Genomic DNA, 26,166 nt, shown 5'->3' with positions numbered 1-26,166 from the left:
TTTCCCGTGGGAAATTGCCCCCGCTGACGGCAAGGGGGTTTTCACTTGAGAAGCCTTTGCGAAAGGAAGTGTGAGCCATGCTGCTAAGTCCCAGCCGCGCGGACTGTATTGTCTTCAGCGTCGACGGCGTTCTCGTCGACGGCGCCGGCATCTCCGCCGCCCTTTCCCGCGCGCTCTCGCTCAGCTGGAGCGAGTTGCTGAAGCGGGAAGCGTCGGAGCCGGTCGACGCGGCGCCCTACCTGCAGGCGGCGCGCCGGCACAACATTTTCGGCAGCCGCGGCGACATAGCCTGGGCGCTTCTGTCCCTGGCCATGAAAACCGAACGGCAGCGTCTCGCCGAGGCGCTGCCCACCCCGGAACAATGGGAGGCCCGTCTGATCGCCGCTGAAAACGGACACGGCATGGAGGATTTCACGTCCACGATCTCCGCCACCGACTGCCGCACCATCGTCGCCCTTTACAACGACATCTACTTCGGACCGACCGACGACAAGGCGCCGTTGCTGGAAGACCTGCCGGAAGGAGCCCGTGTCCTTGAAAGGCCGCTTTTCTCGACCCGCTGGGACAAACTGCCTCTTCCCGTGGGCATCTGCACCTCGCGCGACCGAGACGAGCTTGACTGCGCCTTACGGACGCTCGGCTGGCAGGATCTGCCCAAGGAACGCTGCATCACGTCGGAAATTGTCCGCAAACCCGACGCTACCGGTCTCGAGAACCTGTGCAGATCGTTGGGCTGCCGCTGGCCGCTCTATCTCGGCAGTCTTCCCGCCGACCTCGAGCTGATGGAAAGCCTCGGCCGCGGCGACTTCATTTCCGTCGGTACGCAGCTCAACCACAATGTCGTCAAATTCCCAAGCGCCGCCGACGCCCTCAGGGCGATCCTCGGCGTCGTCTAAGCGTCACGCGCCCCCGTCTCCGCGGGGGCGTTTTTATTTTTCAAGCGTTTTCGAGACGCAACCACGGCGGCGCAAAGCCGAATCACGCAGTGGAGATAAGGGTTGCGCCGCCATCGAAGGAGAGATCTGTATGGCAAAATACGTTTTCGTCACCGGCGGCGTCGTTTCGTCGCTCGGCAAGGGCATCACCGCGGCCTCATTGGGCATGCTGCTGAAACAGCGCGGCTTGAACGTCGGCATCCTCAAGATGGATCCCTATCTGAATGTTGACGCGGGGACCATGAGCCCGTTCCAGCACGGCGAAGTGTTCGTCACCGACGACGGCGCCGAGACCGACCTCGACCTCGGCCACTACGAACGCTTCATCGACGAAAACCTGAGCGGCGCCAACAGCTGCACCTCCGGCAAGGTCTACCTGTCGGTCATCAGCAACGAGCGCCGCGGCGATTACGACGGCCGCACCGTACAGGTCATTCCCCACGTCACCGACGAGATTTTGCGCCGCATTACCGCGCTCGGCGCTGCGTGCGACGTGCTCATTTCCGAAATCGGCGGCACCGTCGGCGACATTGAGGGACAGCCCTTCCTCGAAGCCATCCGTCAGCTGCCCGCGCGCGTCGGCAAGGGCAATGTGCTGTACTGCCACGTGACGCTGCTGCCCTACATCGACGCCTCCGGCGAGCTGAAGACCAAGCCCACCCAGCACAGCGTCAACGAGCTGCGCCGTCTCGGCATCCAGCCCGACGTCATCGTCTGCCGCTCGCCCCTTCCCGTGACGGCGGAGACGCGCGAGAAGATCGGCTTGTTCTGCTCCGTGCCGCCGCAGAACGTCATCGAGGAGCGCGACGCCGACACGATCTACCGCGTGCCGGAGGTACTCCGCGCCCAAAACTTCGACGCGCTCGTGCTGCGTTGTCTCGGGCTCGACGGCACCAAGGATCCCGATCTGAGCGACTGGAGCCAGTTCCTGAGAAGGCGCGATGCCGCCGCCCAAACCGTGACCATTGCGCTCGTCGGCAAATACACCGAAAACAGGGACGCTTATCTGAGCGTCAACGAGGCACTGTCTCACGCGGCCATCGCCAACGGCGCTGCCGTCACGATCGTTCCCGTCGACTCGGAAACACTGACGCCCGAAAACGTGGACAAGACGCTGGGCTGCGCCGACGGCATCCTCGTGCCCGGCGGCTTCGGCGCCCGCGGCATTCCCGGCAAGATCCTCGCCGCCCGCTTCGCCCGCGTGCACGACGTGCCTTACCTCGGCATCTGTCTGGGCATGCAGGTCGCCGCCATCGAGTTCGCCCGCGGCGTGCTGGGCCTCCCCGAAGCCGACAGCTGCGAGTTCAACCCCAACACGCCCGATCCCGTGATCCACCTTATGGAGGCTCAAAAAGGCGTCGCCGTGCGCGGCGGCACCATGCGCCTCGGCGCGTATCCCTGCGATCTCGTCGCCGGTTCGAAGGCGCGAGACGAAATCTATCGCGTCGCCGCCGTCAGCGAACGCCACCGTCACCGCTTCGAGTTCAACGAGCGCTATCGCGCCCGTTACGAAGCCGCCGGCATGAAAGTGGCCGGCATTTGTCCAAGCGGCGGACAGGTGGAGATCATGGAGAATGTCGATTGCCGCTGGTTCGTGGGCGTACAGTTCCACCCCGAGTTCAAATCCCGCCCCGTCCGTCCTCATCCGCTGTTCGCGTCCTTCATCGCCGCGGCGATGGAAAAACATTCCGCCGCGCGGTGAGCCCTTCAGGCGAAAAAATATCCAGCCCTTGCGAACGCAGGGGCTGGATATTTTTATCGAAAAATTTTCGGGCGGGCTCAAACATCCATGCCGAACGCATAGCTGGTCATCGAGATGGCGCCCAGTGTGCGCACGGCGTTGAACGCGCAGGGCTTTTCGCCGGCCGACGCGCCCAGCGCGTAGAGCAGCGGCAGGAAGTGATCGGGAGCCGGAACGGCGTAGGCAGCGTCGTCGTGCCGCCTGTAGTCGATCACGGCGTCGTCGCGGCGCGCTTCCACCTGCGCGCGGATCCACTCGTCGAAAGCGTCGGCTTCGGGCGTTCCGGCGGGGTTGTTCCAGTCCACGCGGCGCAGGTTATGCACCACGTTGCCGCTGGCGAGGATCAGGTAGCCCTCGTCGCGCAGGAAGGCCAGCTTTTTGCCGGCTTCGTAGGACGCCGCCGCGTCCAGAAAGCGGTTCACGCTCAGCTGCACCACCGGCACGTCGGCTTTGGGGAACACGTGCACCAGCACCGACCACACGCCGTGATCAATGCCCCAGCTGTCGTCGACGCGCGCGTCGAGCCCCGGCGCGCCCAGCACGCGGGCGCTCAGCCCCGCGTCGCCGCGGACGGGATACTTCACCTCGCACAGTTCTTTCGGGAAGCCCGTCATGTCGTAGATCTGGCGCGGCTCGGGATCGGTCTGCACGAACGTGCGCGCGTTGTACCAGTGAGCGGAAACCGCCAGAATCGCTTTCGGCCTGCCGAACCCGGCGACGATCCGCTCCCCCAGCGCGCGGAAGCGGCGCGTCAGCTCGTTGTCGGCCAGCGCGATCATCGGATCGCCGTGACCGAGGAAAATTGTCGGCATTCGTTTCATGGGAACGGGCTCCTTCGAAAAATTCCGTTTGAATTTTGAACCTGCCCGAATCATAGTCCGCTGCGGGCGGCTTTACAAGAAAATTTTCCAAACGCTTTCAGCCCGGCCGAAAGACAATCTCCGCTTCGCCGGTCAGCGGCCGCGCGAATCGCGAGCGGCGGAGCGGGGATTTTTCAGTCCAGCTCCAGCACGCGGCGCAGTTCGGCCACGTCCCCGCTGGCGAACTGCCAGGCGTCCATGCCGCAGTCGACGGAGCCCTGCACGTTCCAGGGCAGGTCGTCGATAAACAGGCAGTCGGACGGGTTCAGGCCGTAACGCTCGAAGAAGAGCCGATAGATCCACTTCTGCGGCTTGACGCACTTTTCCGGCGCGGAGAAGACGACGCCGTCGTACAGATCCGGACAGGGCAGCACGCGCCGCCAGCACCGCGTCAAGCGCATCCCCGCGTTGGAAAGCACGTAGACGTGCTGGCCGCGTGCCTTGACGGCTTTGACCACTTCTTCCATGCCGGGCTTGGGCCACAGGTTGTAATCCTCCCAATGCTCGAAGCTGCGGCGCGCGATCTCCCGCACGGCGTCGGAACTGAGGCGGCGCAGCGTGTAGCGCAGCGCCGTGTCCTCGTCGATGAGCCCCGTGTCGAGCATCTGCCACTCGCAGGAACAGTACAGCACGTAACGGATCTCCCTGATCACGGCCTCGTCGTCCGTGAACTGCGCGATGGCGCGGCGCGAGTCGTACTCGGACAGCACGTGTCCCATGTCGAAAACGATGTTTGGGTATTCCCTGGCGGATCTCATGATCTTCCTCCGAATCTTTCCGCACAATGCGCTCTCATACCGTTTGGGGAAGTTTTTGCGCAATGACGTTGCATTTTTCGCTTCTATTGTGATACTTTGCGGCGCGAAAATCAATATACTTGAATCAGTTCGGGAACATCATTCGCGAAGGAGGCTTTTTTATGATCGCTCAGAAATTCTGGGACGAAACGCACCGCCGCGACCTGCTGGATTTTTACGTCGAGGCCGTGAAAACGCGCAGCTATTCCGATCAGGAGGGCGAACTGGCGCAGAAACTCCTCGCCAAAATGAAGGAGCTGGAGTATGACGAGGCATACGTCGACGCCGCGGGCAACGTCTGCGGCCGCGTCGGCTGCGGCGGCAAGGTTATTCACTTCGATTCGCACATGGACACCGTGCTGGCCGAGAACGCGGCCGAATGGAAGCATCCGCCCTTTGCCGGCGAGATCGAGGACGGCATGCTCTACGGCCGCGGCGCCGTGGACATGAAAGGCGGCCTGACTGCGTCGATCTGCGCGGCGGGAGCGGCGAAAAAGCTCGCCCTGCTCGAAGGCAAGACTGTCTGGGTGACGGGCTCCGTCTGCGAAGAGTACTGCGACGGCGTTTGCCTTGAACATTTTTACCGCGACAGCGGCGTCAGCCCCGACTTCTGCGTGATCTGCGAGCCGTCCGACAACGTGATCACGCTCGGTCACGCCGGTAAAGTGCAAGCGCGCGTTGTCACGCACGGCGTCTCGGCGCACGGCTCGGCGCCGGAAAGAGGCGTCAACGCCGTCTACGAGATGGCGGAGATCATCCAGCGCGTCGAAGCCCTCAACGCCAAACTGCGCGAGAACGGCGGCGGCACCATCGTGCTGTCGCACATCTCCTGCCAGACGGCGTCGCTGAACGCCGTGCCCGACCGCTGCGAGATCTATCTCGACCGGCGCCTGCGCCTCGGCGAGACCACCGCGCAGGTCGCGACGGAATTGGCGGCGCTGGCCGCCGGCAAACGCGCTTCCGTCGAGCCCGGCACGCTGATCCATACCAGCTGGAACGGCGCGCGGCTCGTTTATCGGCCCGAGCACGATCCCTGGAAAATCGACGAGAGCCACCCGCTTACGCTCGCCTGCAACGCCGCGTACGAAAAGACGTTCGGCGAAGCGCCCGCTCGCTACGACTTCTGGGACTTCGGCACCAACGCCGTCGTTCCCGTGGCGATGGGCGTGCCCACGATCGGCTTCGGTCCCGGCAAGTACAAACTGGCGCACATGACCGACGAGCGCTGCGCTCTCGCAAAGGTTGAAGAAGCATGCTGCTTCTATATCCATCTGATCGAGACGCTCTGAAAAAGGGTGCGAGGATGTTCATTCAAGGAGGAACGAAAATGGAATCACTGTTCAAGGCGGTTCATTACGAGCGCGGCGCCGGCGTCGATCACGCGGCGGCGGAACAATTCGGCCTGGCTCAAGCGGAGAAGGTGCGCGCCTTCCACCGCAGCTTTCCCGAGTACGCGCCCACGCCGCTGGCCGATCTGGCGCGCCTGGCGCGCGAACTGGGGATCGCCGCGCTGCGCGTCAAGGACGAAAGCTGCCGCTTCGGCCTCAACGCTTTCAAAGTGCTCGGCGGCAGCTACTGCCTTGGCCGCTGCGTCGCCGAACGCCTCGGGCTCGAGCCCGATTCGCTGACCTTCGCGGAGCTGACCAGCCCCGAAGTGCTGGCGAAGATCGACGGCTCCACCTTCGTCACCGCCACCGACGGCAACCACGGCCGCGGCGTGGCCTGGACGGCCGCGAAGCTGAAGCAGCGCTGCGTCGTCTACATGCCCAAGGGCAGCGCCGCCGAACGCCTCGAGAACATCCGCAGGACGGGCGCCGACGCTTCGATCACCGAGTTCAATTACGACCGCACGGTGGAACTGGCCCGCGAGACCGCCGCGAAGAACGGCTGGACGCTGGTGCAGGACACGTCGTGGCCGGGCTACGAGGAGATCCCTCTGCGGATCATGCAGGGTTATCTGACCATGACGCTGGAAGCCGCGGAGCAGCTGGACGGCGAAAAGCCCACGCACGTGTTCCTGCAGGCCGGCGTCGGCTCCATGCCGGCCGCGGCGGCGGCGTTCTTCGCCAATCTGTACGGCGCGGAACGCCCGATCGTCACCATCGTCGAGTCGAATCAGGCCGACTGCATCTACCACACCGCCGCGGCGCGGGACGGCAAGATCCATGCCGTGAACGGCGACATGCGCACGATCATGGCCGGGCTGGCCTGCGGCGTGCCGGGCATGACGGCCTGGGAGCTGCTGCGGCGCTGCGCCGACAACTTCGTCTCCATGCCCGACTATCCGGCCGCGCAGGGCATGCGCATCCTCGGCGCGCCGCTGCCCGGCGACCCGCGCGTGATCAGCGGCGAAAGCGGCGCTTCCGCCTTCGGCCTGGTGACCGAGGTCCTGCGCAACCCCGGGCTGAAATGGCTCAAGGAGCAGCTGCGCCTGGACGAAAACTCGCGCGTGCTCTGCTTTTCCACCGAAGGCGCCACCGACCGCGCCAACTACCGCCGCATCGTCTGGGACGGAGCGTTCGCGCGGGACCGTTCAGTCTCTTGATTGATAAGGTTAAATCGAAAACCTGTACGACCGGGCTGCGGCGAAAGAAAAAGCCTTTCGCCGCAGCCCGGTTTGCATCCGCCACGTTTTTATCGTTGACTTCATCAAAAGCTCCCGCTAAAATCTGATTAAGTATACACTTAATTAAAGGAGCCTTCAAAATGGAACATCTGGTTCTTTTCAAAGCGCTTGCGGATGGAACACGCCTGAAAATCGTCAGGCTGCTGCTCGAACATCGCCGCTGCGTACGCGCGCTGGCCCGCGAGCTGGAGCTTTCCGAAGCCGCCGTATCCCAGCATCTGAAAGTGCTGCGGGAGGCCGACATCGTCATAGGGCAGAGACGGGGATATTTTATGCATTACGACGTCGACCGTCGGACTCTTCAAGACCTGGCCCGGGGAATCGGAGACCTGGGCGCCGTCGGACGGGCATGCCCGCCCGACGAACGGAGCTGCCCAAACGCGGGCGCTCGTTGTCGATCGGACTTTTCAACTGACGACGGGCGCGAGACGAAGGAGGAGAGGCAATGAAAAAGCCCGGCATTCTGCTCCGGCTGCTGCGCGTCTTCATGAAAGTCGGTTTCTTCACGTTTGGCGGAGGCTATGCCATGATTTCCCTGATTGAACATCTCTGCGTCGAGCGAGAAGGCTGGATCACTCACGACGACATGATGAACGTCGTCGTCATCGCCGAGTCGACGCCCGGACCGATCGCCATCAACTGCGCCACCTTCGTCGGTTACCGCCAGGCCGGTCTCGGCGGCGCGCTGGCGGCGACGCTGGGGATCGTGCTGCCGTCTTTCGCGGTGATCTATCTCATCGCCTCCCGCTTCGACCGTTTTCTCGCAATAAAAGCCGTGTCGTCCGCGTTTCAGGGCATCAAGCTGTCTGTCGGCCTTCTTGTTTTGGACGCGGGGATCCGCATGGTTCGGAAGATGCCGAGAAAGGCGCGCCCCCGCCTGTTCATGGCCGGCGCGTTTTTAACCATGGGGGCGTCGGAAATTTTCGCGCTGAAAATCTCCTCGATCGCGCTTCTGTCGTGTGCCGCCCTGCTGAGCCTCGCGCTGTTTTCAGCGGGAAATCTTCTCCGCGCCGGGAGAGAAGAAAAATGATCCTTGCCGATCTGCTGTGCGCGTTTCTCAAGGTGGGCTTTTTCGCTTTCGGCGGCGCCTACGGAGCCATCCCTCTCATCCGCGACGTCGTTCTGTCTTACGGCTGGCTTAGCGAGGAGAGGCTAACCTACTGGATCGCCGTCAGCGAAAGCACGCCCGGTCCCATTATGGTCAATCTGGCGACTTGCGTCGGCAGCCAACAGGCCGGCATTCCGGGAGCGCTTGTCGCCACTGCCGCCGTCGTGCTGCCGTCTTTCGTCATGATCCTGCTGGTCATGGGCTTTTTCAGCGCCGCGTTTCGCAACCAACGTTTCCAATCCGTCTTATCCGGCCTGAAACCTGCCGTGATCGGCATCGTCCTCGCGGCCGGCGTCAGCATGACCGTTCGTAACTGCCTGCGCGGGGAGGCGGGCGGAGCCGACGTAAAGGCCATGGCTCTTTCGGCTCTTTTGGCGGCAGCGTTTTTCTTTCCCGTCCTGCCGCATCGGCGGAGAATATCGCCGATCGCGCTGATCATTCTGTCAGCCTCCCTCGGCATCGCCGCATACGGATACTGATACTATTTCTTGATAAAAAGCACTCACATAGTTTGCAGGGCGCTGCGGGGGAGTTCAGTCGCTCAGGACTACCTCGACCGCTGCGCGGTCTGCGCAGCTCGCTTTGTGAATCTCCCCCGCGGCCCCCTTGCGTTCGGCTCTTTAATTAAGAAATAGTATCAGTATCGCATGCGCAAAGAAATCCCCTGCAGTCGCCAGGCTGCAGGGGATTTTTCGATGAGCGGGAATTTGCATCCTCGCGCTTTTTTACGGCCGCGGCGCAGCGAACAGGCTGCGCACGTCGACGGCGCGCTCCATCATGCCCTGCGCGGCCATGAAGTCCGCGGTGCGCTGCAGGCCGTCGGCGTCGGCGGGGGTGATCTCCATGGAGAAATCGTAGAGCGGCAGCTGCGCTTCCACGTCTTCGGGGTTCAGGTCCAGCTCCTCGGCGGCGATGCGCACGGCCTCGCCGCGATGATCGGCGATCCATTGCAGCGTTTCGCGGCGGGCGGCGAGAAATTTTTCCACCAGGTCGGGGTGATCGCGCAGCATCGCTTCCGTGGTGACGGAGAGCACTTCGCCGCCGACCAGACCGTCGCCGTCGCGCAGCACTGCGTAACCGGCGCGGGCCATCCGCCAGGCCGGCGCGCCGGTGACGAGCGCAACGTCGATCCTGCCGGCGGCGAGGGCCGCGGCCGCCGCGGGCACATTCATGGAGACGAAGTTCACGTCTTTGACGGTCATGCCGGCTTCGGCCAGCCAGAGGGCGAGCAGTTCGTGCAGGATGGTGCCGCGCGGTCCGGCGACGGTTTTGCCGCGCAAGTCTTCGGGGCGCGCCAGCGGCGAATCCTTGGGCGCGAGGATCTTGAAACTGCGCGGCGAACGCGCGAAGATGCCGAGGATCCTGAACGGCGCGCCGCTGGCGACGGACAGGAACACGCTGGTGGAACCGGTCGCGGGCAGGAACTGGACGTCGCCGGCCGCGAGAGCGTGAGCCTGCTCGGGGCCGTTCCTGAGGACAACGTATTCCACAGGCCGGCCGAAATGCTTTGCGAACAGTCCGAGGCGTTTCTCGACCATGGAGGGAACGTTGAGCGGCGGCGTGATGTAGGTCACGGCGATCTTGCCGCCGGCGCGCGCGGACAGAGCGGCGAGCGACAGCAGCAATGCGGCGGCAAGCTTTTTCAGATGTCCGTTCATCGTCGGCCCCCTTGTCGATGGGCGTATTGAGCGATCTCCACGAGATTGCCGTCGGGGTCGCGCACGTAAACGCTCCGCATCGGACCGCGGGCGCCGTTCCTGCCGACGACCCCCGCGACGATAGGCACGCCTCTGGCGATGAGTTCGGCTTTGACGGTTTCGATGTCGTCCGCAGTGATCAGGCAGAAGTCGAGGCTGCCGGGGAGGGGGCGTTCCGCCGCCGGCAGGAACTCGGCGGGGCGAGCGTGAACGTTGATCTTGCATGCGCCGAAATAGAAGGCGCCGCGCCCGTCCCGTTCGCGATACTCCATGCCGAGCGCGCCGCAGTAGAAACGGCGGCAGGATTCGGGATCGGCCGTGGTGAGAACGAGATGATCAAAGTCCGCGATGCGCATGAGGTAACCTCCTTTGCGCGAGCGCCGCGCTGCGGCGCGATTTTTTGCAGCTGTACGATCTCCGCCGGAGATCATTCGCTGCATCAGCTGGGCGTCAGCAGGCGCAGTTGGCGATAGTAAATAAGCGAGCGCAGGGCCTGCGGCCCGGCGAGGCCGAGCGCTCTTTGGCGCGCCTGCGTGCGCGTGAGCGCGTCGAAGTCCTTGTCGGTCAGCTGCGGCGAGAAGGAACGTCCGCGGCGCAGCTCTTCGCCCTGAGCGGCGTCAAGGTCGGCAGCCCGCGCCAGAAGCGCCGCCGCTCCTCCGTCCCGTTCCAGCCATTCGGCCGCGTCGGCCTGCGCGTCCATGAAAGCGCGCACGGCGTCGTTGTGATCCATGATGAACTGGCCGGTCGTGACAGAGACCAGTTCATCGTCTTCCGCCGCGTGGCCGGCGAGTTCCGGCCGCGGGCGGCAGGCGACGGTGACGATGCGCAGCGCCTGGCCCCGGGCGGCAGCCGCGAGGACTTTCGAGGCGCGGATCGAGGCGACGATGTGGACGCGCCCTTCGGCCAGCGCCGTCAGCTGCTCTTCTTCGCCGGCGCAGAAAACTTTCTCCACCGGCAGGCCAAGATGGTCGCGCCACAGCGATTCCGGCGCGGCGGCCAGCACGGAAAGGTTCCCCGCCCCCGGCGCGAAGGCGACGCGCAGCCGCTCCAGCGGCGCGGGGACCGCCGCGAGGGGCGCGGCGGAGGCGAGCCATAACAGGCACAAGCATACGTATTTTTTCATCGTTTTCCTTCTTTCCTTAATGAAGATTCTGCTTCATGATGCGCGCCAGGATCTCCCGGCGCAGCCTGCCCACCTCGGGCAACGAAAGGTCGCGCGGATAGGGCAGCGAGCCGAGGTCGTAGTGGGCGTCGATGACGCCGCGGTCGAGGACGACGACGCGGCGCCCGAGCAGCAGCGCCTCGTCGATGCTGTGAGTGACGAACACCACGGTGACGCCGGTGCGCTGGTACAGTTCGACGAGCAGTTCCTGCATGGACATGCGCGTAAAGTAGTCGAGCGCCGCGAATGGCTCGTCCATGAGCAGCACGCCCGGTTCGAGCGCCAGTGCGCGGGCCAGCGCGGCACGGTGCTGCATGCCGCCGGAAAGCTGCGCCGGCCTGACGCTTTCGAAGCCGTCGAGGCGCACGGCATGGATCAGCTCCATGATGCGCTCCCTTTCGGGCTTTTCGACGCCGAAAGCGACGTTGTCGTACACGCTCAGCCACGGCATCAGGCGCGGTTCCTGAAAGACCATGCCGACGCGGGCGCGCTCCGGCGCGCGCACTTCCCCCTTGTAGGATTCCAGCCCGGCGAGGATGCGCAGCAGCGTGGTCTTGCCGCAGCCGCTGCGTCCGGCCACGACCACGAAGTCTCCGTCTTCCAGCGTCAGGTCCAGGCCGCGCAGCACGGGCAGCTTTTCGCCGCCGAGGATGAAGCTCTTGCGCAGGCCGACGATCTCGTACCTAGCCAACGTCGTCGCCTCCCGCTCCGGGCGCGGCGCGGGCGATCAGCGCCGCCAGCGCCGCGTCGGTCAGATAGCCGACGAGGCCGATCACGAAGACACCGGCCACGACCTTGTCGGAACGCGACATCTGCTGGGCGTCGAGGATCATGTAACCGAGCCCGCTGGCGGCGGCGATCATCTCCGCGCTGATGATCGCGCGCCAACTGTAGCCGATGCCGATGCGCATCCCCACAAGGATGTCGGGCACGGCGCAGGGGAACATGATGCGCGAAAACAGCTGCCATTTGGAAAATCCCATCGTGCGCCCCACCTCCATCAGCTTTGCGTTGGCGGTGACGAAGCCCTTGTGGACGCTCATGTAGATGGGAAAAAACGTCGCCAGCACGATCAGCACGGTCTTGGACCTCTCGCCGATGCCGAACCAGAGGATCAGCAGCGGGATCAGGCTGAGCGGCGGCACGTGGCGCAAGAACTCGACGATGTGCCCGTAGTACTCGGCACGACGCGTCCAGATCGACGCCAACCCCAACGTGAAAGCCAGAGCGAAGGAGATGGAAAATCCGACGGCGACGCGGCGCACGCTGGCCCACAGATCGCCGATCAATGCGCCGCTGCGTGTCATCGACCAGAAAGCGCGCCACACCTGCGCGGGCGACGGCAGCACGTACGAACTCCACCACTGACGGGCGCTTCCCCACCACCAGAGCGCGAGCAGCAGCGCCGGCAGGACGCAGCGCTTGGCGAAAATCCGGCACTTCATGGGCGAACCTCCGCGCCGAGGCTGACTTTGTCGAGGATGCCCGTCAGCCATGCCAGCGCGATGCCGTAGTTGGTGATGGGCACGCCCTGCGCGCACGCTTCGTCGATACGCGCCAGCACGAAACGGCGGTTGAACATGCAGGCGCCGCAGTGGATGACGAGGTCGTAGCCGCCGAGATCGGCGGGAAAATCGACGCCGCGCGCAAAGTCGATCGTCAGCTCCGCGCCGAAACGTTTGCGCAGCAGGCGCGGGATCTTGACGCGGCCGATGTCCTCCTCCAGCGGCACGTGCGTGCAGGCTTCGGCGATCAGCACGCGCGACCGCGCGGTCAGTTTTTCCAGCGCCCGCGCCCCGGCGGCGAAAGCGGCGATATCGCCCTTGTAGCCGGCGAACAGGATCGAGAACGACGTCAGCTTCACGCCCGGCGGGACCTGCGGATAAATTTCGGCGAACGTCTGCGAATCAACGATTACCAGCGCCGGCGGCTCCTTCAGCGACGCCAGCGCCGCCGAAAAACCGTCGGATGTCGCGCAGAGGGCGCGGCATTTCTTGTCGAGCAGTTCGCGGATCGTCTGCACCTGCGGCAGGATCAGGCGCCCCTTGGGGGCCTGTATGTCCTGCGGCATTACCAGCACCACCGTGTCGCCGGCGCGGCACAGCGAGCCGGTGATGCTCAGGTCTTCCCATTCGGGCAGCGCCGTCAGCAGCGCTTCGCGCAGCGCCGCCACGCCTTCGCCGTTCGCGGCGCTGACGGGCACGGCGTCGAGGCCCGTCGCGGCCTTGACGCTTCGCAGCGCCGCCTCCCGCTCGCCGCCGTTCATGCGGTCGGTCTTGTTCAGGACGGCGATCACGGGGACGCCCTTCACTTTCAGCAGGGCGGTCCATTCCAGCTCTTCGGCGCATGGGGCGCCGGTGAAGACCATCAGCGCCACGTCGGTTTTGTCGGCGGCCTCGCGCGTTTTGGCCACGCGCAGCGCGCCGAGCCCGCCTTCGTCGTCGAAGCCGGCCGTGTCGATCAGCACCGCGGGGCCGACGCCGCGGATCTCCATGGCCTTGTAGACCGGGTCGGCGGTGGTGCCCGGCACGTCGCTGACGATGGACGCCGCCTGCCCGGTCAGCGCGTTGACCAGCGACGACTTGCCGCTGTTCCGCCGTCCGAAAATACCGATGTGCAGCCGCTCGGAGCGCGGCGTGTCGTTCAGGCTCATTGAACTCGCTCCCTTCCGCTGAAAGGACCTTTTTCAGCTTCGGCGGCGCGTCGTCGCGCGACGTGCCCGGCCGTCGCCATCGGTTTTATTATAGAATCTGTCCGGGCAAAGAGCAACGCGCCGGCGTTCCGGCGCGGGCGGATGCAAAAAATTTTCATTCGCATTTCTTACTTATCTCTTGTATCCTGCGGGATTTGTTTTATACTAAATGCTGAAATTAAGATTTTCCATCCTTAAAAATCAGGAGTGATACAAACGATGCAGCAGTTCGTGCCCGTAAAAGAAGGGAAAGTCCGCGAGATCTACGACCTCGGCGAAAATCTCGTTATGGTCGCCACCGACCGCATCAGCGTCTTCGACGTCATCCTCAAAAACGAGGTGCGCGGCAAGGGCGCCGTGCTCACGCAGATGAGCCGGTTCTGGTTCGACTTCACGCGGGACATCATCGCCAACCACATGATCAGCACCGATAACGCGGCGCTGCCGGAATTTTTCCGCGCGCCCCGCTTCCAGGGGCGCGTCATGCTGTGCAGAAAGCTGAAGATGATTCCCGTCGAGTGCATCGTGCGCGGTTACATCACCGGCAGCGGCTGGGCCAGTTACCGAAGGGACGGATCCGTCTGCGGCGTCGCATTGCCCGCGGGCCTCAAAGAGTGCGAAAAGCTGCCCGAGCCGATCTTCACTCCCAGCACCAAGGCCGAGATCGGCGATCACGACGAGAACATCGACTTCGCACAGAGCACGGCGCTGCTCGAAAAGGTCTTCCCCGGCCGCGGCGAGGAATACGCGCGCACGATCCGCGACAGCACGGTCGCCCTTTACGAGAAGTGCGCCGCCTACGCGCTGTCGCGCGGCATCATCATCGCCGACACCAAATTCGAGTTCGGCGTCGACGAAAACGGCCGCGTCGTGCTCGGCGACGAAGTACTCACTCCCGACAGCAGCCGTTTCTGGCCGCTGGCCGGCTACGAGCCGGGGCACGGCCAGCCGTCGTTCGACAAGCAGTTTGCCCGCGACTGGTACAAGGCCCATCCCGACAACGACGGCACGCTGCCGCCCGACATCGTCGCCAAGACGATCGGCAAGTACAAAGAGGCCTATAAACTTCTTACCGGCCAGGAACTTTAAGCTGCGGCAAAATGCCGCTTTTGCCGCAAAAGGCAGCAGAAAATATCCGGCCTTCTTCCGCGGGGAAGAAGGCCGGATATTTTTTATAGTTTGCCGTCCGTTTCGCGCGCGAACAAAATTCGGGAGATTTCATGAACTCAAAGCCTTGTCGATTCCACTCCCTATGATTTACAAAAGATTCCGCTCGATGCCGGCAAGATTTTGTACGTTTTTGTTCGATTTGCGTCCCCAACACGCTCAAAAGACGCGCGGCGCAGTCGCGAGTATACAATATTGCATTGATTTTCTTCTTGATGAAAAAGCATTTTCGCTTTATAAAAGTTCAGTATGCTGTAGTGCAGGCTGCGCCAATTTCCCGGCGAAACGACGCCGGAGAAAAGATTGGCCGCAATTTTTTGTGAGGAGGCTTTTTTCATGAAGAAAATTTCGTTGTCGCTGCTTCTGACCATGCTGCTGTGCCTTGCGCTCGCGGCGTGCTCGTTCGCCGCCGTGACCGGCGCCGAAGCGCCCAAGGGCGATCTGCCGCTGCTTGTGACCAACGCCGGCCAAGGCCCCGGGGGCAAGATGGGCCGTCTGCTGATCCGCCGCGCCAAGGCCGTGGAGGACCTGACCTACAACGCCGAGCCCAAGCCCGAAGACCTGGTCGCCGGCGGCTTCAAGACCATGATCGTGGTGATCGGCTCGTCCGCCAAGGGGCTGGGCGCGTCCGGCATCACCATCGATCAGGAGATCGTGCGTCTCGACGCGATGATGGCCAAGGCCAAGGAGCTCGGCATCCAGGTCATCGCCGCCCACATCGAGGGCAAGGCCCGCCGCGGCAAACCCGGCAGCGCCGACGAGCGTTCCATCGACGCCATCATCCCCCTGGCCGACCAGATCGTGGTCAACACGGAAGGCGACACCGACGGCAAGTTCACGAACCTCGCCAAGGAAAAGAACATCCCCATCACCTATCTTGACAGCGCCATGGATCTGGGCGAATTCGTCAAGACGATGTACGCCAAGTAGAATTTCGCGGCACCAGAAGCTGAGCGCTGGATTCCGGCCTGTGAGAGAAAAGTTTTCGTTTCCCCCCGCGTCGCCGGTCGAGCGCTCTTTATTGTGACAGGAGGTTCGTAATGTACGCCGAAACTTCTATGGTTCTGGCGGTCATGGTGATCGTTTTCGCCCTGGCCAGCTGGAAGCTGAAATCGCCCGAGCTCTCCATGGTCGTCACGGCCATCGCCGGAGCTCTGGCCGGCGGTCTGGGGTTCCCCGTCCGCCTTTTCGTGGAGGGCACGTTCACGTATTTCGACGTGGCCTTCACGTTCCTGACCGCTTCGATCTTCATCAACTTCTACTCCGAGACCGGCGCCATGGACGCGCTGGTGCGCAAGATGGTGGAGCGCTTCTACGCCTCCAAGTGGGTGCTCTTCTTCCTGCTGGCGGTGATCATGCTGATCCCCGGCGCGCTGACCGGCGCGGGCAGCGTCTCCATGTTCGTGGTCGGCGGCATGGTCGCGACGGTGCTGCGCTTCATGGGCATCGGCGACAGGAAGATCGTCGCCTTCATCTACGTCACTTCGATGCTAGCCGCCGTGGCGCCGCCCATCAACCTGTGGGTGATGCTGATGTGCGCCCAGGCCAACATGCCCTACGTGGGCTTCGACGTGCCGCTGCTGGCGCCGATCGTTCTCATCACGATTTTCACGGTGTTCTATCTGCTGCGCGGCGGCAAGCCCGAATCCAAGGAACAGATCCTGGCCGAGTTGCCCGAAGTGCCCGCGGGCATGAACTGGTTCCGCATCCTCGCGCCGCTGGCGGTTTTCATCGTGCTGCTGCTGCTCTCCAAGTACGCGGCTTTCAGCATCCCGACGCTGGGCATCCCGCTGATCTTTCTGATCAGCACGCTGGTGGCCATGCTGGTCTCGCCCAAGAAGAGCGGCTTCAGGCGCTGGTACGAGGTGCTCGCCAACACGTCGGAGCAGGTCTTCCCGCTGCTGGCGACAGTCATCAGCGTCGGCGTGCTGGTCAACATCATGACCGCCACGGGCGTGCGCGGCCTGATCGCGATCACGTTCGTGACGCTGCCGGTGGTGCTGATCTACGTCTTCGCGCCGTTCGTGCTGCCCCTCGCGCAGGGCTCGCTGAGCTACAGCAGCGGCATCATCCTCGGCACACCGCTGATCTTCCTGTTCAATTCGGTGGGCGTCAACGTGACGATCATCGCCACGGCGCTGAGCCTGCTCTACCCGCTGGGCGACTGCCTGCCGCCTTCGCGCATCTCCGGCCGCGTCGCGGTCGACGTTTCGGGCTACAAGGGCAGCTACATGTCGTTCCTTGGGGCCATTCTCGTCCCCTGCGTTTTCATGGCCGTCGTCGCCGTGCTCATGCTGATCTACGCCAACAAGCTGAGCTGGCTCATCGTTTACTAGGGAGGATGGTTGAACATGGACGAATTCATGCGCAACGCCAATGAGATCATCCACTACATCTACTTCGGCATGGCCGGCGTCTGCGGCCTCGTCCTGCTGAGAGGGCTGTTTTTCAGGAAAACGCGCCGGTCGATCGTTTACGACATTGTCTACGCGTACACGCTGATCCCCTTCATCCTGCGCGCGCTGCGCATCAAGTAGGAGGTCGGACAAATGGCTTTCAACTACGAAAAAGGCGCCGTCGTGCGCAAGCTGGCGTTTCTTGCCGTCGCGGGCGTCATGGCCTGGATGGGCGGCAAAGAATTTTTGGAGCTTCGCAACTACAAGGAGCAGGTGGTCGTTTCCGATTCGTTCACGGAGAAGAAGATGCTCTCCGACTGGTTCCCGCCGATCAAGGGCACGGGCGTGGACACCCCCGTCTATGTGTTCGACTCGGGCGTGCCCGGCGGCAGCATGTTCTACCTCGGCGGCACGCACCCCTACGAGCCGGCCACGTCGATGTCGGCCTACGTGATGATGGAAAACATCAAGGTCAAGAAAGGGCGCGTGCTGATCGCGCCGCACGCCAACTACAGCGCCTCCACCGTGGGCATGCTGGGCAACGCCTATCCCAAGTTCTTCCACGTGGAGACCGGTCACGGTCTGCGCCGCTACCGCATCGGCGACCGCAACACGGCGCCGGTGGATCAGTGGCCCGATCCGTTCACCTACGTGCACTATCCTTCGGGGCAGAACCTTGACTACACGGACTCGCGCAACCTTAACCGCACCTATCCGGGACGCCCCGACGGCAACCTGACCGAGCAGCTGACCTGGGCGATCATGGAAGTGAACCGCAAGGAAAACATCACGCTGTTCGTCGATTCGCACGAAGCGTCGCTGATGTACCCCGTGGTCGCCACCTACGTGGCCCACGACCGTTCGCTGGACATGGCCATGATGGCTTCGATGGTGCTGACGGCTTCCGAGTTCCCGATGAAGTGCGAAGCCTCGCCCAAGAGTCTGCGCGGCCTGAGCCACCGCGACGCGGGCGACTTCTGCGACTCCTACGTGGTGCTGATGGAGACGCCGGAACCGTTTATCGACCGCGTCGCCGGCAAGATCACCGAGAAGCTGATGATGGACGGCAAGGACGAATTTCTGCAGACGGCGGCGGATCACGGCCTGCTCTACTGCGACTACGACATCAAAGTCGGCTACCCGATGTGGGACCGCGTCGGCCGTCACCTTTCGGGCGCGCTCGAGATGATCAACCAGATGAACGATTTTCTGACCGACGAGCCGGAAAAGGAGCTGCTGGTGGAGTTCCCACGTCATCCCGATCTGAAGGAAAAGGGGCTGGGCGCGTTCCTGCACGATCCGGCCACGGCCGATCCCAAGAAAGTGTTCCTCAACTGACGCGATTGGTTTTTCGGGCGGTCTTCGGCCGCCCTTGCACCGCTCTCTCCGGCTGCCGGAGAGAAAATAATTTTTCAGGAGGGATCCATTTATGAAACTGAACCGCAAAGTTCTCGTCGGCGCACTGCTCGCCCTGTCGCTGACCGCTCAGGCGTCACTCGCCTGCACCGTCATCGCCGTCGGCAAGAAGGCCAGCGTCGACGGCAGCGCCATGATCACGCACAACGACGACTCGCGCACGGCCAACTCGCGCCTGTACATCGTGCCCGAGGCCGACTGGCCCGAAGGCTCGATGCGCCCGATCGTCAAGGACCAGCACGGCTACCCGGGCGAACAGCAAAAGCTCGACGAGACGCCTCAGGTCAAGCACACCTACCGTTACTTCTCTTCCCGCTACTCCTTCATGAACGAGAAGGGCGTCGCCATGAGCGAAGCCACCAACGGCGTGGACGACACCGACGAGCGCGCACTCAAGGTCAAGCAGATCATGGAGAAGGACGCCGTCGGCTCCCTCGACGCCTGGAGCCTTCAGGACATCGCCCTCGAACGAGCTTCCACCGCCCGCGAGGCCGTCAAGGTCATGGGGGAGATGGTCGAGAAGCACGGCTTCTACGACGCCAGCGAGACCATGCCCATCACCGACGGCAACGAAGTCTGGATCTTCGAAGTCTACGGCAACGGCATCTGGGCCGCCTGGCGCATGCCCGACGACCACATCTTCGTGGCCGCCAACCGCGCCCGCCTGCGCAATCTGAACCTCGACGACAAGGAAAACGTCATGGCCTGCCCCGACATCGTCGACTTCGCCGTCAAGAACGGCTTCGTCGACGCCAAGAAGGTCGACCGCAAGAACTTCAGCCCCGCCGACGTGTACTGCCCCAGCACCGAGCTGTACGCCATGCGCCGCGAGTGGCGCGTGCTGTCGCTGATCGCCCCCAGCAAGACGTTCGACGCCAACGCCATGGAGCTGCCCATGTCCATCGTTCCCGACAAGAAGGTCAGCGTTCAGGACATCTTCACGATCACCGGCGACTGGTACGCGGACACACCCTACGACCTCAGCAAGGGTCCCGCCGCCGGCCCCTGGGGCAATCCGATCCGCTTCGCCAACAGCAGCAAGACCAAGCCCGATTCGACGTGGGAGCGTTCCATCAACATGATGCGCACCTGCTACGTGCACATCGCCCAGGTCCGCGGCGATCTGCCTGAGGAGATCCGCGGCATCAGCTGGTTCGGCTACGGCGCTTCCGACACCACCTACATCACGCCGCTCTGGCCCATCATGAAGAAGCTGCCCGATTTTTACAATACCGGCGACCGCTTCCATCCCTACGACAGCAAGTCCGGCTGGTGGGTCAACACCCGCGTCCAGGAGATCGCCGGCCTGCACTATCAGGACGCCCGCAAGGACATCCACGCCGCCCGCGACGAGAAGCTCCAGCCTCTCTACGTGCTGACGCCCATGGTCCAGGACAAGGCCGCCGAGCTGATCAAGGCCGGCAAGCGCGACGAAGCCGTCTCCCTGATCACCGACTTCGCCTACGCCAACGCCGTCGACTTCAACCAGCGCTGGCAGACCCTCGGCGACGTGCTGCTCGGCAAGTACGCGCTCGGCTACGTCAACTTCAAGACCACGCCCTATCCGCAGGAGTGGAACGACTTCATCGGCTACGGCCCGATCACCCGTCCCGCCAAGTAACAAACGTATCCACGCACAAAAAGCCGCCCGGCCGAATTCACTGGCCGGGCGGTTCTTTGTGCGCGCCTTTCCGCGGGAGCCGCGCTCACCGTGGCATTCTCGGCGGGGCGAAGGTGACTCCGCCCGTCTCCCGGTTCGCCTTACGCGAGCTTTGAGACAGGCTTGTCTTTTATGAAACGTCGTTCAGTCGTTCAAAGGAAGCGTCCGTATCGCCGCGCGCGGGGCGATACGCGCCAGCAGGGCGGGCAGGAGCGGGGCCAGGGGCGCGGGGCCGGTTTCGGCCGATACGGCCGCGGCGATAGGGTCGTCCGCCGCGCCGTCGAGGGCGCGCAGCGTCAGGGCCGTTTGCAGCGCCGTCAGCGAAGGGTTGTAGGCGCCGCTTTCCAGCAGCCAGCCGGCGTAGACCCGGCCGGAAGCCGTGCGCAGCGCCAGGCCGCTGCGCGTGCCCGTGTAGGGGGCGTAGCTGTGCGCGGCCGCGGCCCGCGCCAGCTCGTCCAAACCGGCCGCTTTCAGAACCGCGGCGCGGGTAAGCAGATTCTCGCCGCCGCTTTCCAGCGCGAAGGCGTGCGGCAGGTATTCCGCAAGCGGGCGCGCTTCGCCGTTCAGGACGATATCCAGCGGCGCTTTCAGCTCCGTCAAAAACTGGCGGCAGTAACCGCAGGGCGCGGCCGACACGGCCAGCGCGATCAGCCGCGTTTCGCCGCCCGCGCGGGCGGCGGTCACCGCGGCCTGTTCGGCGTGGACGGTGAAGTTCAGCGGCAGCGCGGCGAATTCCTGATTGGCGCCCAGATAGACGCGCCCCGAATTTCCAAGCGCCGCCGCGCCGACGCGAAAGCCGCTCAGCGGCGTCCGCGCGGCCCGCGCCGCCTCGTCCAGAAACGCAGCGAGTTCGGCGTACACACATGCCTTGTCCCGACTCACATCCAACTGAATAACCGTTTTCCCGCCGTTCCGTTCCATGCGTTTCACTCCTCTCGATGCGCGACGCGCAATGTTCCACGTGGAACATTGCGCGCTTGACGCCGATGTTTTCCGTGTCGGCGCGACATCTCCGTTTTCACCGTTTCATGCCGGACGTCGTTTTCGCGCCTCAATGATCCGACTTCAGCCCCGCGCCGCACATGGGGATGACGCTGTCGGGCGTTCTCCCGTACAGTTCGCAGTAGCGTCGGTAGCCGGCGTAATTGGCGGCCGTCGTGTGCTCGCAGTAAATGCCTTTCGCGGCCAGCTCGCGGCGGCAGGCGAGGATCGCGTCCTCAGGTACGGCGACGATCTTGAAATCGTATTTGCGCACCGAAGCGAGGATGGCCTCGCCGCGCATCGGTCGCCCGATGGCGATGCCTTCGGCCAGCGTGGGGCGGGGGACGATCCGCGCCGGCCGCTCCTCGCCGCTGCGCCAGGCTTCCAGCAGCGGCGCGCAGTTTTCGCTCTGCATGACGACGACGTTGGGCATTCCCGCGATCAGACCGGCGGCGAGGAACTCTTCCAGCGCTTTGACGATGCCGAGATAGAGCGTGCCGTTGCCGACGGGGACGAAGATGTTCCGCGGCACACGCCCCAGCTGTTCGTAAATCTCGTACAGGTAGGTCTTGGTCCCTTCGTAGAAGAAGGGATTGTAGACGTGGTTGGCGTAATACAGCCCGCGCTCGCGCACGGCGGCGCGGCACACGTCGGCGCAGTGGTCGCGCGAGCCGGGAATCACGTTGGCGACGGCGCCGTGGGCGCGGATCATGTCGATCTTCTTCGGCGAGGTGCCTTCGGGTACGAAGATCTCGCAGGCGATGCCGGCCCGCGCGCAGTAGGCCGCCACGCTGTTGCCGGCGTTGCCGCTGCTGTCCTGCGCCACCGATTCTACGCCGACGGCGCGGCAGTGCGACACCAGCACGGCGGCGCCGCGGTCCTTGAACGACAGCGTCGGCATGAAATAATCCATTTTCAGCGACAGATCGTCGTCGAGGCGCACCACGGGCGTCAGCCCCTCGCCGAGGCTGACGGCTCTCCACGCGTCGCCGAGCGGCGGCATGAAGGCGCGGTAGCGGAAAATGCTCCATTCGTCCCGGTCGACGAGGTCGAGGCTGAACTTCGGCCTCTCGAACTCGAGGTTCCACAGCCCGCCGCACTCGCAGCGCGGCTTTCGCGTTGCGGCGTCCTCCTCTTTCCCGCATCTCGAACAGACGTACTTCATGGTTTCCCGTTCCTCCTCGCGCCGTTTTTTTCCCGGTGTGGCCTTATTGTACAATATTTTCCCGCCGCCTGTCCGCCCTTTCATGGTACAATGCCGGCAGAAACGCGGCGCAAAAGCGCCCGCTGCGAAAGGAGCCTGTAAAATGATCCCCGTCGAAATCCCCGCCCAACTGACGAAGGACGAACGCTACCGCCTCATTTCCGCCCGGCTGGCCGCCCTGGCCGCCGCCGAACGCGACCCGCTCGCCAACCTGTGCAACTTCATGGCCTATCTGTACTGGACCGTGGGCGGCGTCAACTGGGTCGGGCTGTATCTCCTGCGCGACGGCGAGCTTGTGCTCGGCCCCTTCGCTGGCAAGCCTGCCTGCTCGCGCCTCGCGCCCGGCAAGGGCGTGTGCGGCGCCGCCGTCCGCGCCGGCAAGAGCCAGCTCGTCCCTGACGTGCGCGCCTTCCCCGGGCACATCGCCTGCGACGACGCCTCCCGCTCCGAGCTGGTGATCCCGCTGACCGTCGGCGGCCGGACATGGGGCGTGCTCGACCTCGACAGCCCCGAACCGGCCCGCTTCGACGAAACGGACCGCGCCGCGCTGGAAAAGATCGCCGCCCAGATCGAAGCACAGGCCGCGCGCCTGTAAGCCCCAAACGAAAAAAGTCGTTCCCGCTCGCGCCGCAAGGCAGAGACGGGAACGGCTTTTTGGTTCCCCGTTATTCCGCGTGGGTAGCAGGAGAACGCGAGTACAGGATTTTCCGCAGCAAACGTCCCGCCTTGAGAAATCTCCGCGTCGGCGGGCCGGAGGAAAGCCGCGCCCCCTCCGGCCCACGCTGTTATTTTTTCACCTCAAACTCGCCCACAAAGATGCGGTCCTTTCTGTCCTTGAGGCGCATTGTGACTGATTGGCGGCTCTGGTTCGCGCGGCCCCAGTCGGTGAAAAAGTCCAGCTGTATCGTCGTGGCCTCGCTGATAACCTGTTGTCCGTGGCCGTAGAAGTTCACCTCCACGCGGTAGATCCCCGGCTTGGCGATCCTGAGAGAATAATCCTCGGGGCCATAGCCCAGCGTGTTGTCCTTGGAGACGCGGCCGCCCTGATAGGTCAGAGCGTGGCCATAGTAAGCCTCTTCCTTGTTGGGGTCGATGACGTGCAGGTCGATGTCCGTGTTGTCGCTGTCCCAGGTCAGCACGACGCGCAAGTCAAGAGCCATGGCCCTGACGAAGCGACGGTCCATGAAGGCGAGGTCCATTTCCTCGTGGCGTGATGCGATGGCGTTGATCTCCGACAGGGCGATCACCTCGATGCCGGGGAACTGACGGGCGAAAGTACGGCGCACCACCTCGTAGAGCGTCTCCACCGCTTCCTGGGGATGCCCGCTGCGCTCGAGAGCCAGGCCAAGGTCGCGGAACGACTGAGGCTCATCGCTGCACAGTTCAAGCACCTTCCTGAAAATCATGACGGCCCGCGCCGCCTGCTCTGACTGGAGCAGACGATACCCCAGAACGCGCAGGATCTGGCGGTTTTCCAGGTCCATCTCCGCCAGGTTGGAGAGCACTCTGAGAGCCAGGTCATTCAGCCCGCGCTCGGCCAGCAGGTCCGAGACGTCCAGGAAAAAGGCCACGCTGGACTGCCTGTCGGGACGCTCGTCCAGATAAATCCTGTAAAGGTCCTCCGTGCGGGCGGCCTTCATGCGGTCCCTGTAGGGACTGTCGGGCGTCCAGGGCTGAATCCGAATCACAGCGCCCGAGGCCGCGGCCCGAGCGTCCTCCGCTTCGGGCGAGGAGGGCGCCGACTCGGAGCGCAGCATACTCCTCTCCACCGTCCCGGCGTTGCGGCGTGCGCTGAAGAGCGCCTGGCCTACGCCGGGAGCACCGTCCAGCGCCGGCAGCTTCGCCTTTATCAGGTTCGGAATGTAGGGGCCTTTGGGGAATTCCTTTTCCCACCACTTCTGGTAATCAGTCCATTCAGCGAGGACCCGCGCCAGCTTGTTTTTCTCAGTCTGCGCCGCCGGCACGCCCTTGGCGCGAAGCGCCTCCACGGCTTTTTTCAGCTCCGCGGGCGGCGTGATATCATAGCGCGCGTAGTCCTCGGCGCTGTCGAGCACGATGAGCGACGTCTCCCGCGTGGACAGACCGAAAGCCTTGCCCAGCCGGCGGATCTCGCCCCTGTTCAGCCTGTATTCGCGGGAAAGCTCGTCGATCCTCATGGAAGCCCAGATCTGAGGGACGAAGTCCGACGGCGAACCGTCAGAGGGCACAGAAAGCGCCGTCTCCCCCAGCTTTTCGCCCTTGGGGCCCCAGAGCGTCACCGTGATGGGGCGCGCGTCTTTCAGCGCTCCCGCCACAGCGATAAACCGCCCCGCCTCCCTCCGGACCGCCGCGTCGGAGAGCCCCGACACGCTGACCCGCAGGGGCGTGAAGCTCAAAAGACGCCGCGCCGCGTCAGCCGCGGTCAGTTTCGTCAGGTCAACAAGAGTTCCGCCGCTCTCCTCGCTCAGGCCGCGGAGCTTGACGGCGTCGCCGCCGGCCGCGGACATCACGGCGTAAAGAGGAACCCGCGGAGCCTTCACGGCACCGGCGCTGTAGTTGTCGTGCCCGTCGGTGAAGAGAAGATACAGTTCAGAACCATCGGACTGAGTGTCAAAACATTCCAGCGACGTAGCACCGTCGCAAGGCTCCGATTCCAAAGCCGCGCGAAGGTCGTGCCAGCCGCCGCCGGCGACCTTGAACCCCCGAAGCGGCAACGGCGCATCGCGAACCACCTGAAGCCGCACGTCCAGGTCTTTCAGCTCCTGAAACAGAGCGTCCAAAAAAGCCAGCTCGCCCTCGCGGTCCCGCTTCAGCGCCGACATGGAAGCGTCCCAGAGGATGGTAAGGTTCCTCGGGCGGAATGACGTTTCAGCCGCCGGCGCGTCGGGGATCTCGGCGTAGAGCCACCTGTCGCCGCCGCGATGCCCCAGGACGGCGACGTTTTTCTGCCCTGAAAAGGCCGCTTCAAAGGCGCGGCCCGTCAGAGAAACCCCTTCAGCCTCGGCCTTCATGACGTGGACGCCCCCCGCCTCGCTCACGTTCAGGGCGCCAAAGGGATTCCGGAGGATTTCCGCGTCGCCCCCGCCCCTCACCGACACCTCGAGAGAACACTTTTCGGGCTGCTGAGCGTAAGCCATGGGCAGGACATAAAGCCCGCGGCCGTCGGTCCTGCCGAGACTTTCAGCGTAGACGAGGCGCACTTTCCGCGCCGTGCCGGGGTTAATAGGATAGACGCGCAGCTTGAAGCTGTTGCCCTGAGTGACCTCCAGCAGCGCGGGGTCCACTTTCCGGCGTATCACGTCTTCGAAGACCTGCCGCCCCTTGTCCTTCTCGATGGGCACGGCGTCGCGCATGGCGCCGTCCATGTCCAGAGCGAAGCCCGTCACTGTCTGACCGTCCAGCAGGGGGAACTGCAGCTCCCCTTCAAGGACGCGGCTGTTGGGGTTGTAAAAGGTCATCTCCACGGCAGTCCGCGCCAGACTGCCCACGATCTCCGCCTTAAAGGCAAGCTCCCGAAGCTCCACGGGACGTTCGGCGCCCTTCACCTCAAGCCGGACCGGCGGAAGGAGAGGAAGGCGGGGAACGATGTCGGGCAATTCAGTCTGACGAGGCACGCCGTGCTGCTTCCCGCCCGCGCAGTACCCCGGCCCGGCGAAAAGAGCCAGCAGCGCGGCACAAAAAAGAGTCAAGGGGAAAACTTTCATGAACGATGGACCTCCTGTCTGAAATGAGTGTAGATTATTTT

Annotated in this window: 26 protein-coding genes; 14 read left to right on the top strand and 12 right to left on the bottom strand. The window is 63.8% G+C overall.

Annotation, left to right across the window (positions count from 1 at the left end; all coding sequences use genetic code 11):
* The first annotated feature begins 77 nt into the window (after positions 1–77).
* Together FYJ74_RS11330 and FYJ74_RS11325 are read left to right on the top strand one after the other, a co-directional pair.
* A complete protein-coding gene (locus FYJ74_RS11330; protein WP_154529679.1) occupies positions 78–896 on the top strand; it encodes an HAD family hydrolase in 819 nt (272 codons plus the stop codon).
* 130 nt (positions 897–1,026) lie between these two features.
* Entirely contained in the window at positions 1,027–2,637 is a 1,611-nt protein-coding gene (locus FYJ74_RS11325) for a CTP synthase (RefSeq protein WP_154529678.1), read from the top strand.
* A 77-nt stretch (positions 2,638–2,714) separates the two neighbouring features.
* On the opposite strand, the gene ygiD is transcribed toward FYJ74_RS11325, so the two are convergent.
* Complete coding sequence (gene ygiD, locus FYJ74_RS11320; RefSeq protein WP_154529677.1) at positions 2,715–3,497, bottom strand: 4,5-DOPA-extradiol-dioxygenase; 783 nt, start codon at positions 3,495–3,497, stop codon at positions 2,715–2,717.
* Positions 3,498–3,670: 173 nt separating this feature from the next.
* The gene (locus tag FYJ74_RS11315) at positions 3,671–4,294 is read right to left on the bottom strand and encodes an HAD-IA family hydrolase (protein ID WP_154529676.1); all 624 of its coding nucleotides are present in this window, start codon (positions 4,292–4,294) and stop codon (positions 3,671–3,673) included.
* 161 nt (positions 4,295–4,455) lie between these two features.
* Between FYJ74_RS11315 and FYJ74_RS11310 the strand changes: the two genes are divergently transcribed.
* The 5 genes from FYJ74_RS11310 to FYJ74_RS11290 all read left to right on the top strand — a co-directional run bounded on the left by FYJ74_RS11310 (position 4,456) and on the right by FYJ74_RS11290 (position 8,546).
* Positions 4,456–5,622 carry a YgeY family selenium metabolism-linked hydrolase gene (locus FYJ74_RS11310; protein ID WP_154529675.1) on the top strand — a complete coding sequence of 389 codons (1,167 nt, stop codon included), beginning with the start codon at positions 4,456–4,458 and terminating at the stop codon, positions 5,620–5,622.
* A gap of 38 nt (positions 5,623–5,660) precedes the next feature.
* Positions 5,661–6,878, top strand: coding sequence for a diaminopropionate ammonia-lyase (dpaL, locus tag FYJ74_RS11305; protein ID WP_154529674.1), 1,218 nt, complete (start codon positions 5,661–5,663; stop codon positions 6,876–6,878).
* Between the two features lie 161 nt (positions 6,879–7,039).
* Positions 7,040–7,408 (top strand): ArsR/SmtB family transcription factor, encoded by a 369-nt coding sequence (locus tag FYJ74_RS11300; RefSeq protein WP_154529673.1) that lies wholly within the window; start codon positions 7,040–7,042, stop codon positions 7,406–7,408.
* Positions 7,405–7,989 carry a chromate transporter gene (locus FYJ74_RS11295; protein WP_154529672.1) on the top strand — a complete coding sequence of 195 codons (585 nt, stop codon included), beginning with the start codon at positions 7,405–7,407 and terminating at the stop codon, positions 7,987–7,989. The genes FYJ74_RS11300 and FYJ74_RS11295 overlap by 4 nt, the downstream gene beginning before the upstream one ends.
* A complete protein-coding gene (locus FYJ74_RS11290) occupies positions 7,986–8,546 on the top strand; it encodes a chromate transporter (protein WP_154529671.1) in 561 nt (186 codons plus the stop codon). Before FYJ74_RS11295 ends, FYJ74_RS11290 begins: the two co-directional genes overlap by 4 nt.
* A 246-nt stretch (positions 8,547–8,792) precedes the next feature.
* On the opposite strand, the gene FYJ74_RS11285 is transcribed toward FYJ74_RS11290, so the two are convergent.
* The 6 genes from FYJ74_RS11285 to hydF form a co-directional block, all read right to left on the bottom strand.
* Positions 8,793–9,725, bottom strand: a complete 933-nt coding sequence (locus tag FYJ74_RS11285) for an ABC transporter substrate-binding protein (protein ID WP_154529670.1) — start codon at positions 9,723–9,725, stop codon at positions 8,793–8,795.
* Complete coding sequence (locus tag FYJ74_RS11280; RefSeq protein WP_154529669.1) at positions 9,722–10,120, bottom strand: VOC family protein; 399 nt, start codon at positions 10,118–10,120, stop codon at positions 9,722–9,724. Before FYJ74_RS11280 ends, FYJ74_RS11285 begins: the two co-directional genes overlap by 4 nt.
* Before the next feature lie 83 nt (positions 10,121–10,203).
* The gene (locus FYJ74_RS11275) at positions 10,204–10,887 is read right to left on the bottom strand and encodes a type 2 periplasmic-binding domain-containing protein (protein WP_154529668.1); all 684 of its coding nucleotides are present in this window, start codon (positions 10,885–10,887) and stop codon (positions 10,204–10,206) included.
* A 16-nt stretch (positions 10,888–10,903) separates the two neighbouring features.
* Positions 10,904–11,617: an ABC transporter ATP-binding protein gene (locus FYJ74_RS11270; RefSeq protein ID WP_154529667.1), complete on the bottom strand. Its 714-nt coding sequence runs from the start codon at positions 11,615–11,617 to the stop codon at positions 10,904–10,906.
* Complete coding sequence (locus tag FYJ74_RS11265) at positions 11,610–12,371, bottom strand: ABC transporter permease (RefSeq protein ID WP_154529666.1); 762 nt, start codon at positions 12,369–12,371, stop codon at positions 11,610–11,612. Before FYJ74_RS11265 ends, FYJ74_RS11270 begins: the two co-directional genes overlap by 8 nt.
* Positions 12,368–13,579: a [FeFe] hydrogenase H-cluster maturation GTPase HydF gene (gene hydF, locus FYJ74_RS11260; protein ID WP_154529665.1), complete on the bottom strand. Its 1,212-nt coding sequence runs from the start codon at positions 13,577–13,579 to the stop codon at positions 12,368–12,370. The genes FYJ74_RS11265 and hydF overlap by 4 nt, the downstream gene beginning before the upstream one ends.
* A 258-nt stretch (positions 13,580–13,837) precedes the next feature.
* Between hydF and FYJ74_RS11255 the strand changes: the two genes are divergently transcribed.
* On the top strand, positions 13,838–14,707 hold the full coding sequence (locus FYJ74_RS11255) for a phosphoribosylaminoimidazolesuccinocarboxamide synthase (RefSeq protein WP_154529664.1): 870 nt from the start codon (positions 13,838–13,840) through the stop codon (positions 14,705–14,707).
* A 161-nt stretch (positions 14,708–14,868) separates the two neighbouring features.
* Here FYJ74_RS11255 and FYJ74_RS11680 read toward each other — a convergent pair whose 3' ends face one another.
* A complete protein-coding gene (locus FYJ74_RS11680; RefSeq protein WP_195838900.1) occupies positions 14,869–15,123 on the bottom strand; it encodes a hypothetical protein in 255 nt (84 codons plus the stop codon).
* Between FYJ74_RS11680 and FYJ74_RS11250 the strand changes: the two genes are divergently transcribed.
* From FYJ74_RS11250 to FYJ74_RS11230, 5 genes are all read left to right on the top strand, one after another.
* Positions 15,122–15,715 (top strand): DUF6305 family protein, encoded by a 594-nt coding sequence (locus FYJ74_RS11250; protein WP_154529663.1) that lies wholly within the window; start codon positions 15,122–15,124, stop codon positions 15,713–15,715. The two genes, FYJ74_RS11680 and FYJ74_RS11250, sit on opposite strands and share 2 nt — an antisense overlap.
* Before the next feature lie 110 nt (positions 15,716–15,825).
* The gene (locus tag FYJ74_RS11245) at positions 15,826–17,121 is read left to right on the top strand and encodes a citrate transporter (protein WP_154529662.1); all 1,296 of its coding nucleotides are present in this window, start codon (positions 15,826–15,828) and stop codon (positions 17,119–17,121) included.
* A gap of 15 nt (positions 17,122–17,136) precedes the next feature.
* The gene (locus tag FYJ74_RS11240) at positions 17,137–17,322 is read left to right on the top strand and encodes a hypothetical protein (protein ID WP_009165725.1); all 186 of its coding nucleotides are present in this window, start codon (positions 17,137–17,139) and stop codon (positions 17,320–17,322) included.
* A gap of 12 nt (positions 17,323–17,334) precedes the next feature.
* Positions 17,335–18,519 (top strand): M14 family metallopeptidase, encoded by a 1,185-nt coding sequence (locus FYJ74_RS11235; protein WP_154529661.1) that lies wholly within the window; start codon positions 17,335–17,337, stop codon positions 18,517–18,519.
* Positions 18,520–18,610: 91 nt separating this feature from the next.
* A complete protein-coding gene (locus tag FYJ74_RS11230; RefSeq protein ID WP_154529660.1) occupies positions 18,611–20,218 on the top strand; it encodes a dipeptidase in 1,608 nt (535 codons plus the stop codon).
* Between the two features lie 183 nt (positions 20,219–20,401).
* Here FYJ74_RS11230 and cdd read toward each other — a convergent pair whose 3' ends face one another.
* Together cdd and FYJ74_RS11220 are read right to left on the bottom strand one after the other, a co-directional pair.
* Entirely contained in the window at positions 20,402–21,178 is a 777-nt protein-coding gene (gene cdd / locus FYJ74_RS11225) for a cytidine deaminase (protein WP_154529659.1), read from the bottom strand.
* A 130-nt stretch (positions 21,179–21,308) separates the two neighbouring features.
* Complete coding sequence (locus tag FYJ74_RS11220) at positions 21,309–22,403, bottom strand: threonine synthase (RefSeq protein WP_154529658.1); 1,095 nt, start codon at positions 22,401–22,403, stop codon at positions 21,309–21,311.
* A gap of 142 nt (positions 22,404–22,545) precedes the next feature.
* Between FYJ74_RS11220 and FYJ74_RS11215 the strand changes: the two genes are divergently transcribed.
* A complete protein-coding gene (locus tag FYJ74_RS11215; RefSeq protein WP_154529657.1) occupies positions 22,546–23,037 on the top strand; it encodes a GAF domain-containing protein in 492 nt (163 codons plus the stop codon).
* A gap of 190 nt (positions 23,038–23,227) precedes the next feature.
* On the opposite strand, the gene FYJ74_RS11210 is transcribed toward FYJ74_RS11215, so the two are convergent.
* Positions 23,228–26,125 (bottom strand): VIT domain-containing protein, encoded by a 2,898-nt coding sequence (locus FYJ74_RS11210; protein WP_154529656.1) that lies wholly within the window; start codon positions 26,123–26,125, stop codon positions 23,228–23,230.
* Positions 26,126–26,166: the final 41 nt, after the last annotated feature.

It is taken from the genome of Pyramidobacter porci (assembly GCF_009695745.1).
Lineage (GTDB): Bacteria > Synergistota > Synergistia > Synergistales > Dethiosulfovibrionaceae > Pyramidobacter > Pyramidobacter porci.
The sequence above is the reverse complement of the archived record's forward strand: the minus strand, read 5'-3'. Positions and strand labels throughout refer to the sequence as shown.

What these genes read in the sequence shown, in the direction of transcription:
- FYJ74_RS11330 (WP_154529679.1), top strand. Translation starts at nt 78, where the DNA reads ATGCTGCTAAGTCCCAGCCGCGCGGACTGTATTGTCTTCAGCGTCGAC.
- FYJ74_RS11325 (WP_154529678.1), top strand. Translation starts at nt 1,027, where the DNA reads ATGGCAAAATACGTTTTCGTCACCGGCGGCGTCGTTTCGTCGCTCGGC.
- ygiD (WP_154529677.1), bottom strand. Translation starts at nt 3,497, where the DNA reads ATGAAACGAATGCCGACAATTTTCCTCGGTCACGGCGATCCGATGATC.
- FYJ74_RS11315 (WP_154529676.1), bottom strand. Translation starts at nt 4,294, where the DNA reads ATGAGATCCGCCAGGGAATACCCAAACATCGTTTTCGACATGGGACAC.
- FYJ74_RS11310 (WP_154529675.1), top strand. Translation starts at nt 4,456, where the DNA reads ATGATCGCTCAGAAATTCTGGGACGAAACGCACCGCCGCGACCTGCTG.
- dpaL (WP_154529674.1), top strand. Translation starts at nt 5,661, where the DNA reads ATGGAATCACTGTTCAAGGCGGTTCATTACGAGCGCGGCGCCGGCGTC.
- FYJ74_RS11300 (WP_154529673.1), top strand. Translation starts at nt 7,040, where the DNA reads ATGGAACATCTGGTTCTTTTCAAAGCGCTTGCGGATGGAACACGCCTG.
- FYJ74_RS11295 (WP_154529672.1), top strand. Translation starts at nt 7,405, where the DNA reads ATGAAAAAGCCCGGCATTCTGCTCCGGCTGCTGCGCGTCTTCATGAAA.
- FYJ74_RS11290 (WP_154529671.1), top strand. Translation starts at nt 7,986, where the DNA reads ATGATCCTTGCCGATCTGCTGTGCGCGTTTCTCAAGGTGGGCTTTTTC.
- FYJ74_RS11285 (WP_154529670.1), bottom strand. Translation starts at nt 9,725, where the DNA reads ATGAACGGACATCTGAAAAAGCTTGCCGCCGCATTGCTGCTGTCGCTC.
- FYJ74_RS11280 (WP_154529669.1), bottom strand. Translation starts at nt 10,120, where the DNA reads ATGCGCATCGCGGACTTTGATCATCTCGTTCTCACCACGGCCGATCCC.
- FYJ74_RS11275 (WP_154529668.1), bottom strand. Translation starts at nt 10,887, where the DNA reads ATGAAAAAATACGTATGCTTGTGCCTGTTATGGCTCGCCTCCGCCGCG.
- FYJ74_RS11265 (WP_154529666.1), bottom strand. Translation starts at nt 12,371, where the DNA reads ATGAAGTGCCGGATTTTCGCCAAGCGCTGCGTCCTGCCGGCGCTGCTG.
- hydF (WP_154529665.1), bottom strand. Translation starts at nt 13,579, where the DNA reads ATGAGCCTGAACGACACGCCGCGCTCCGAGCGGCTGCACATCGGTATT.
- FYJ74_RS11255 (WP_154529664.1), top strand. Translation starts at nt 13,838, where the DNA reads ATGCAGCAGTTCGTGCCCGTAAAAGAAGGGAAAGTCCGCGAGATCTAC.
- FYJ74_RS11250 (WP_154529663.1), top strand. Translation starts at nt 15,122, where the DNA reads ATGAAGAAAATTTCGTTGTCGCTGCTTCTGACCATGCTGCTGTGCCTT.
- FYJ74_RS11680 (WP_195838900.1), bottom strand. Translation starts at nt 15,123, where the DNA reads ATGAAAAAAGCCTCCTCACAAAAAATTGCGGCCAATCTTTTCTCCGGC.
- FYJ74_RS11245 (WP_154529662.1), top strand. Translation starts at nt 15,826, where the DNA reads ATGTACGCCGAAACTTCTATGGTTCTGGCGGTCATGGTGATCGTTTTC.
- FYJ74_RS11240 (WP_009165725.1), top strand. Translation starts at nt 17,137, where the DNA reads ATGGACGAATTCATGCGCAACGCCAATGAGATCATCCACTACATCTAC.
- FYJ74_RS11235 (WP_154529661.1), top strand. Translation starts at nt 17,335, where the DNA reads ATGGCTTTCAACTACGAAAAAGGCGCCGTCGTGCGCAAGCTGGCGTTT.
- FYJ74_RS11230 (WP_154529660.1), top strand. Translation starts at nt 18,611, where the DNA reads ATGAAACTGAACCGCAAAGTTCTCGTCGGCGCACTGCTCGCCCTGTCG.
- cdd (WP_154529659.1), bottom strand. Translation starts at nt 21,178, where the DNA reads ATGGAACGGAACGGCGGGAAAACGGTTATTCAGTTGGATGTGAGTCGG.
- FYJ74_RS11220 (WP_154529658.1), bottom strand. Translation starts at nt 22,403, where the DNA reads ATGAAGTACGTCTGTTCGAGATGCGGGAAAGAGGAGGACGCCGCAACG.
- FYJ74_RS11215 (WP_154529657.1), top strand. Translation starts at nt 22,546, where the DNA reads ATGATCCCCGTCGAAATCCCCGCCCAACTGACGAAGGACGAACGCTAC.
- FYJ74_RS11210 (WP_154529656.1), bottom strand. Translation starts at nt 26,125, where the DNA reads ATGAAAGTTTTCCCCTTGACTCTTTTTTGTGCCGCGCTGCTGGCTCTT.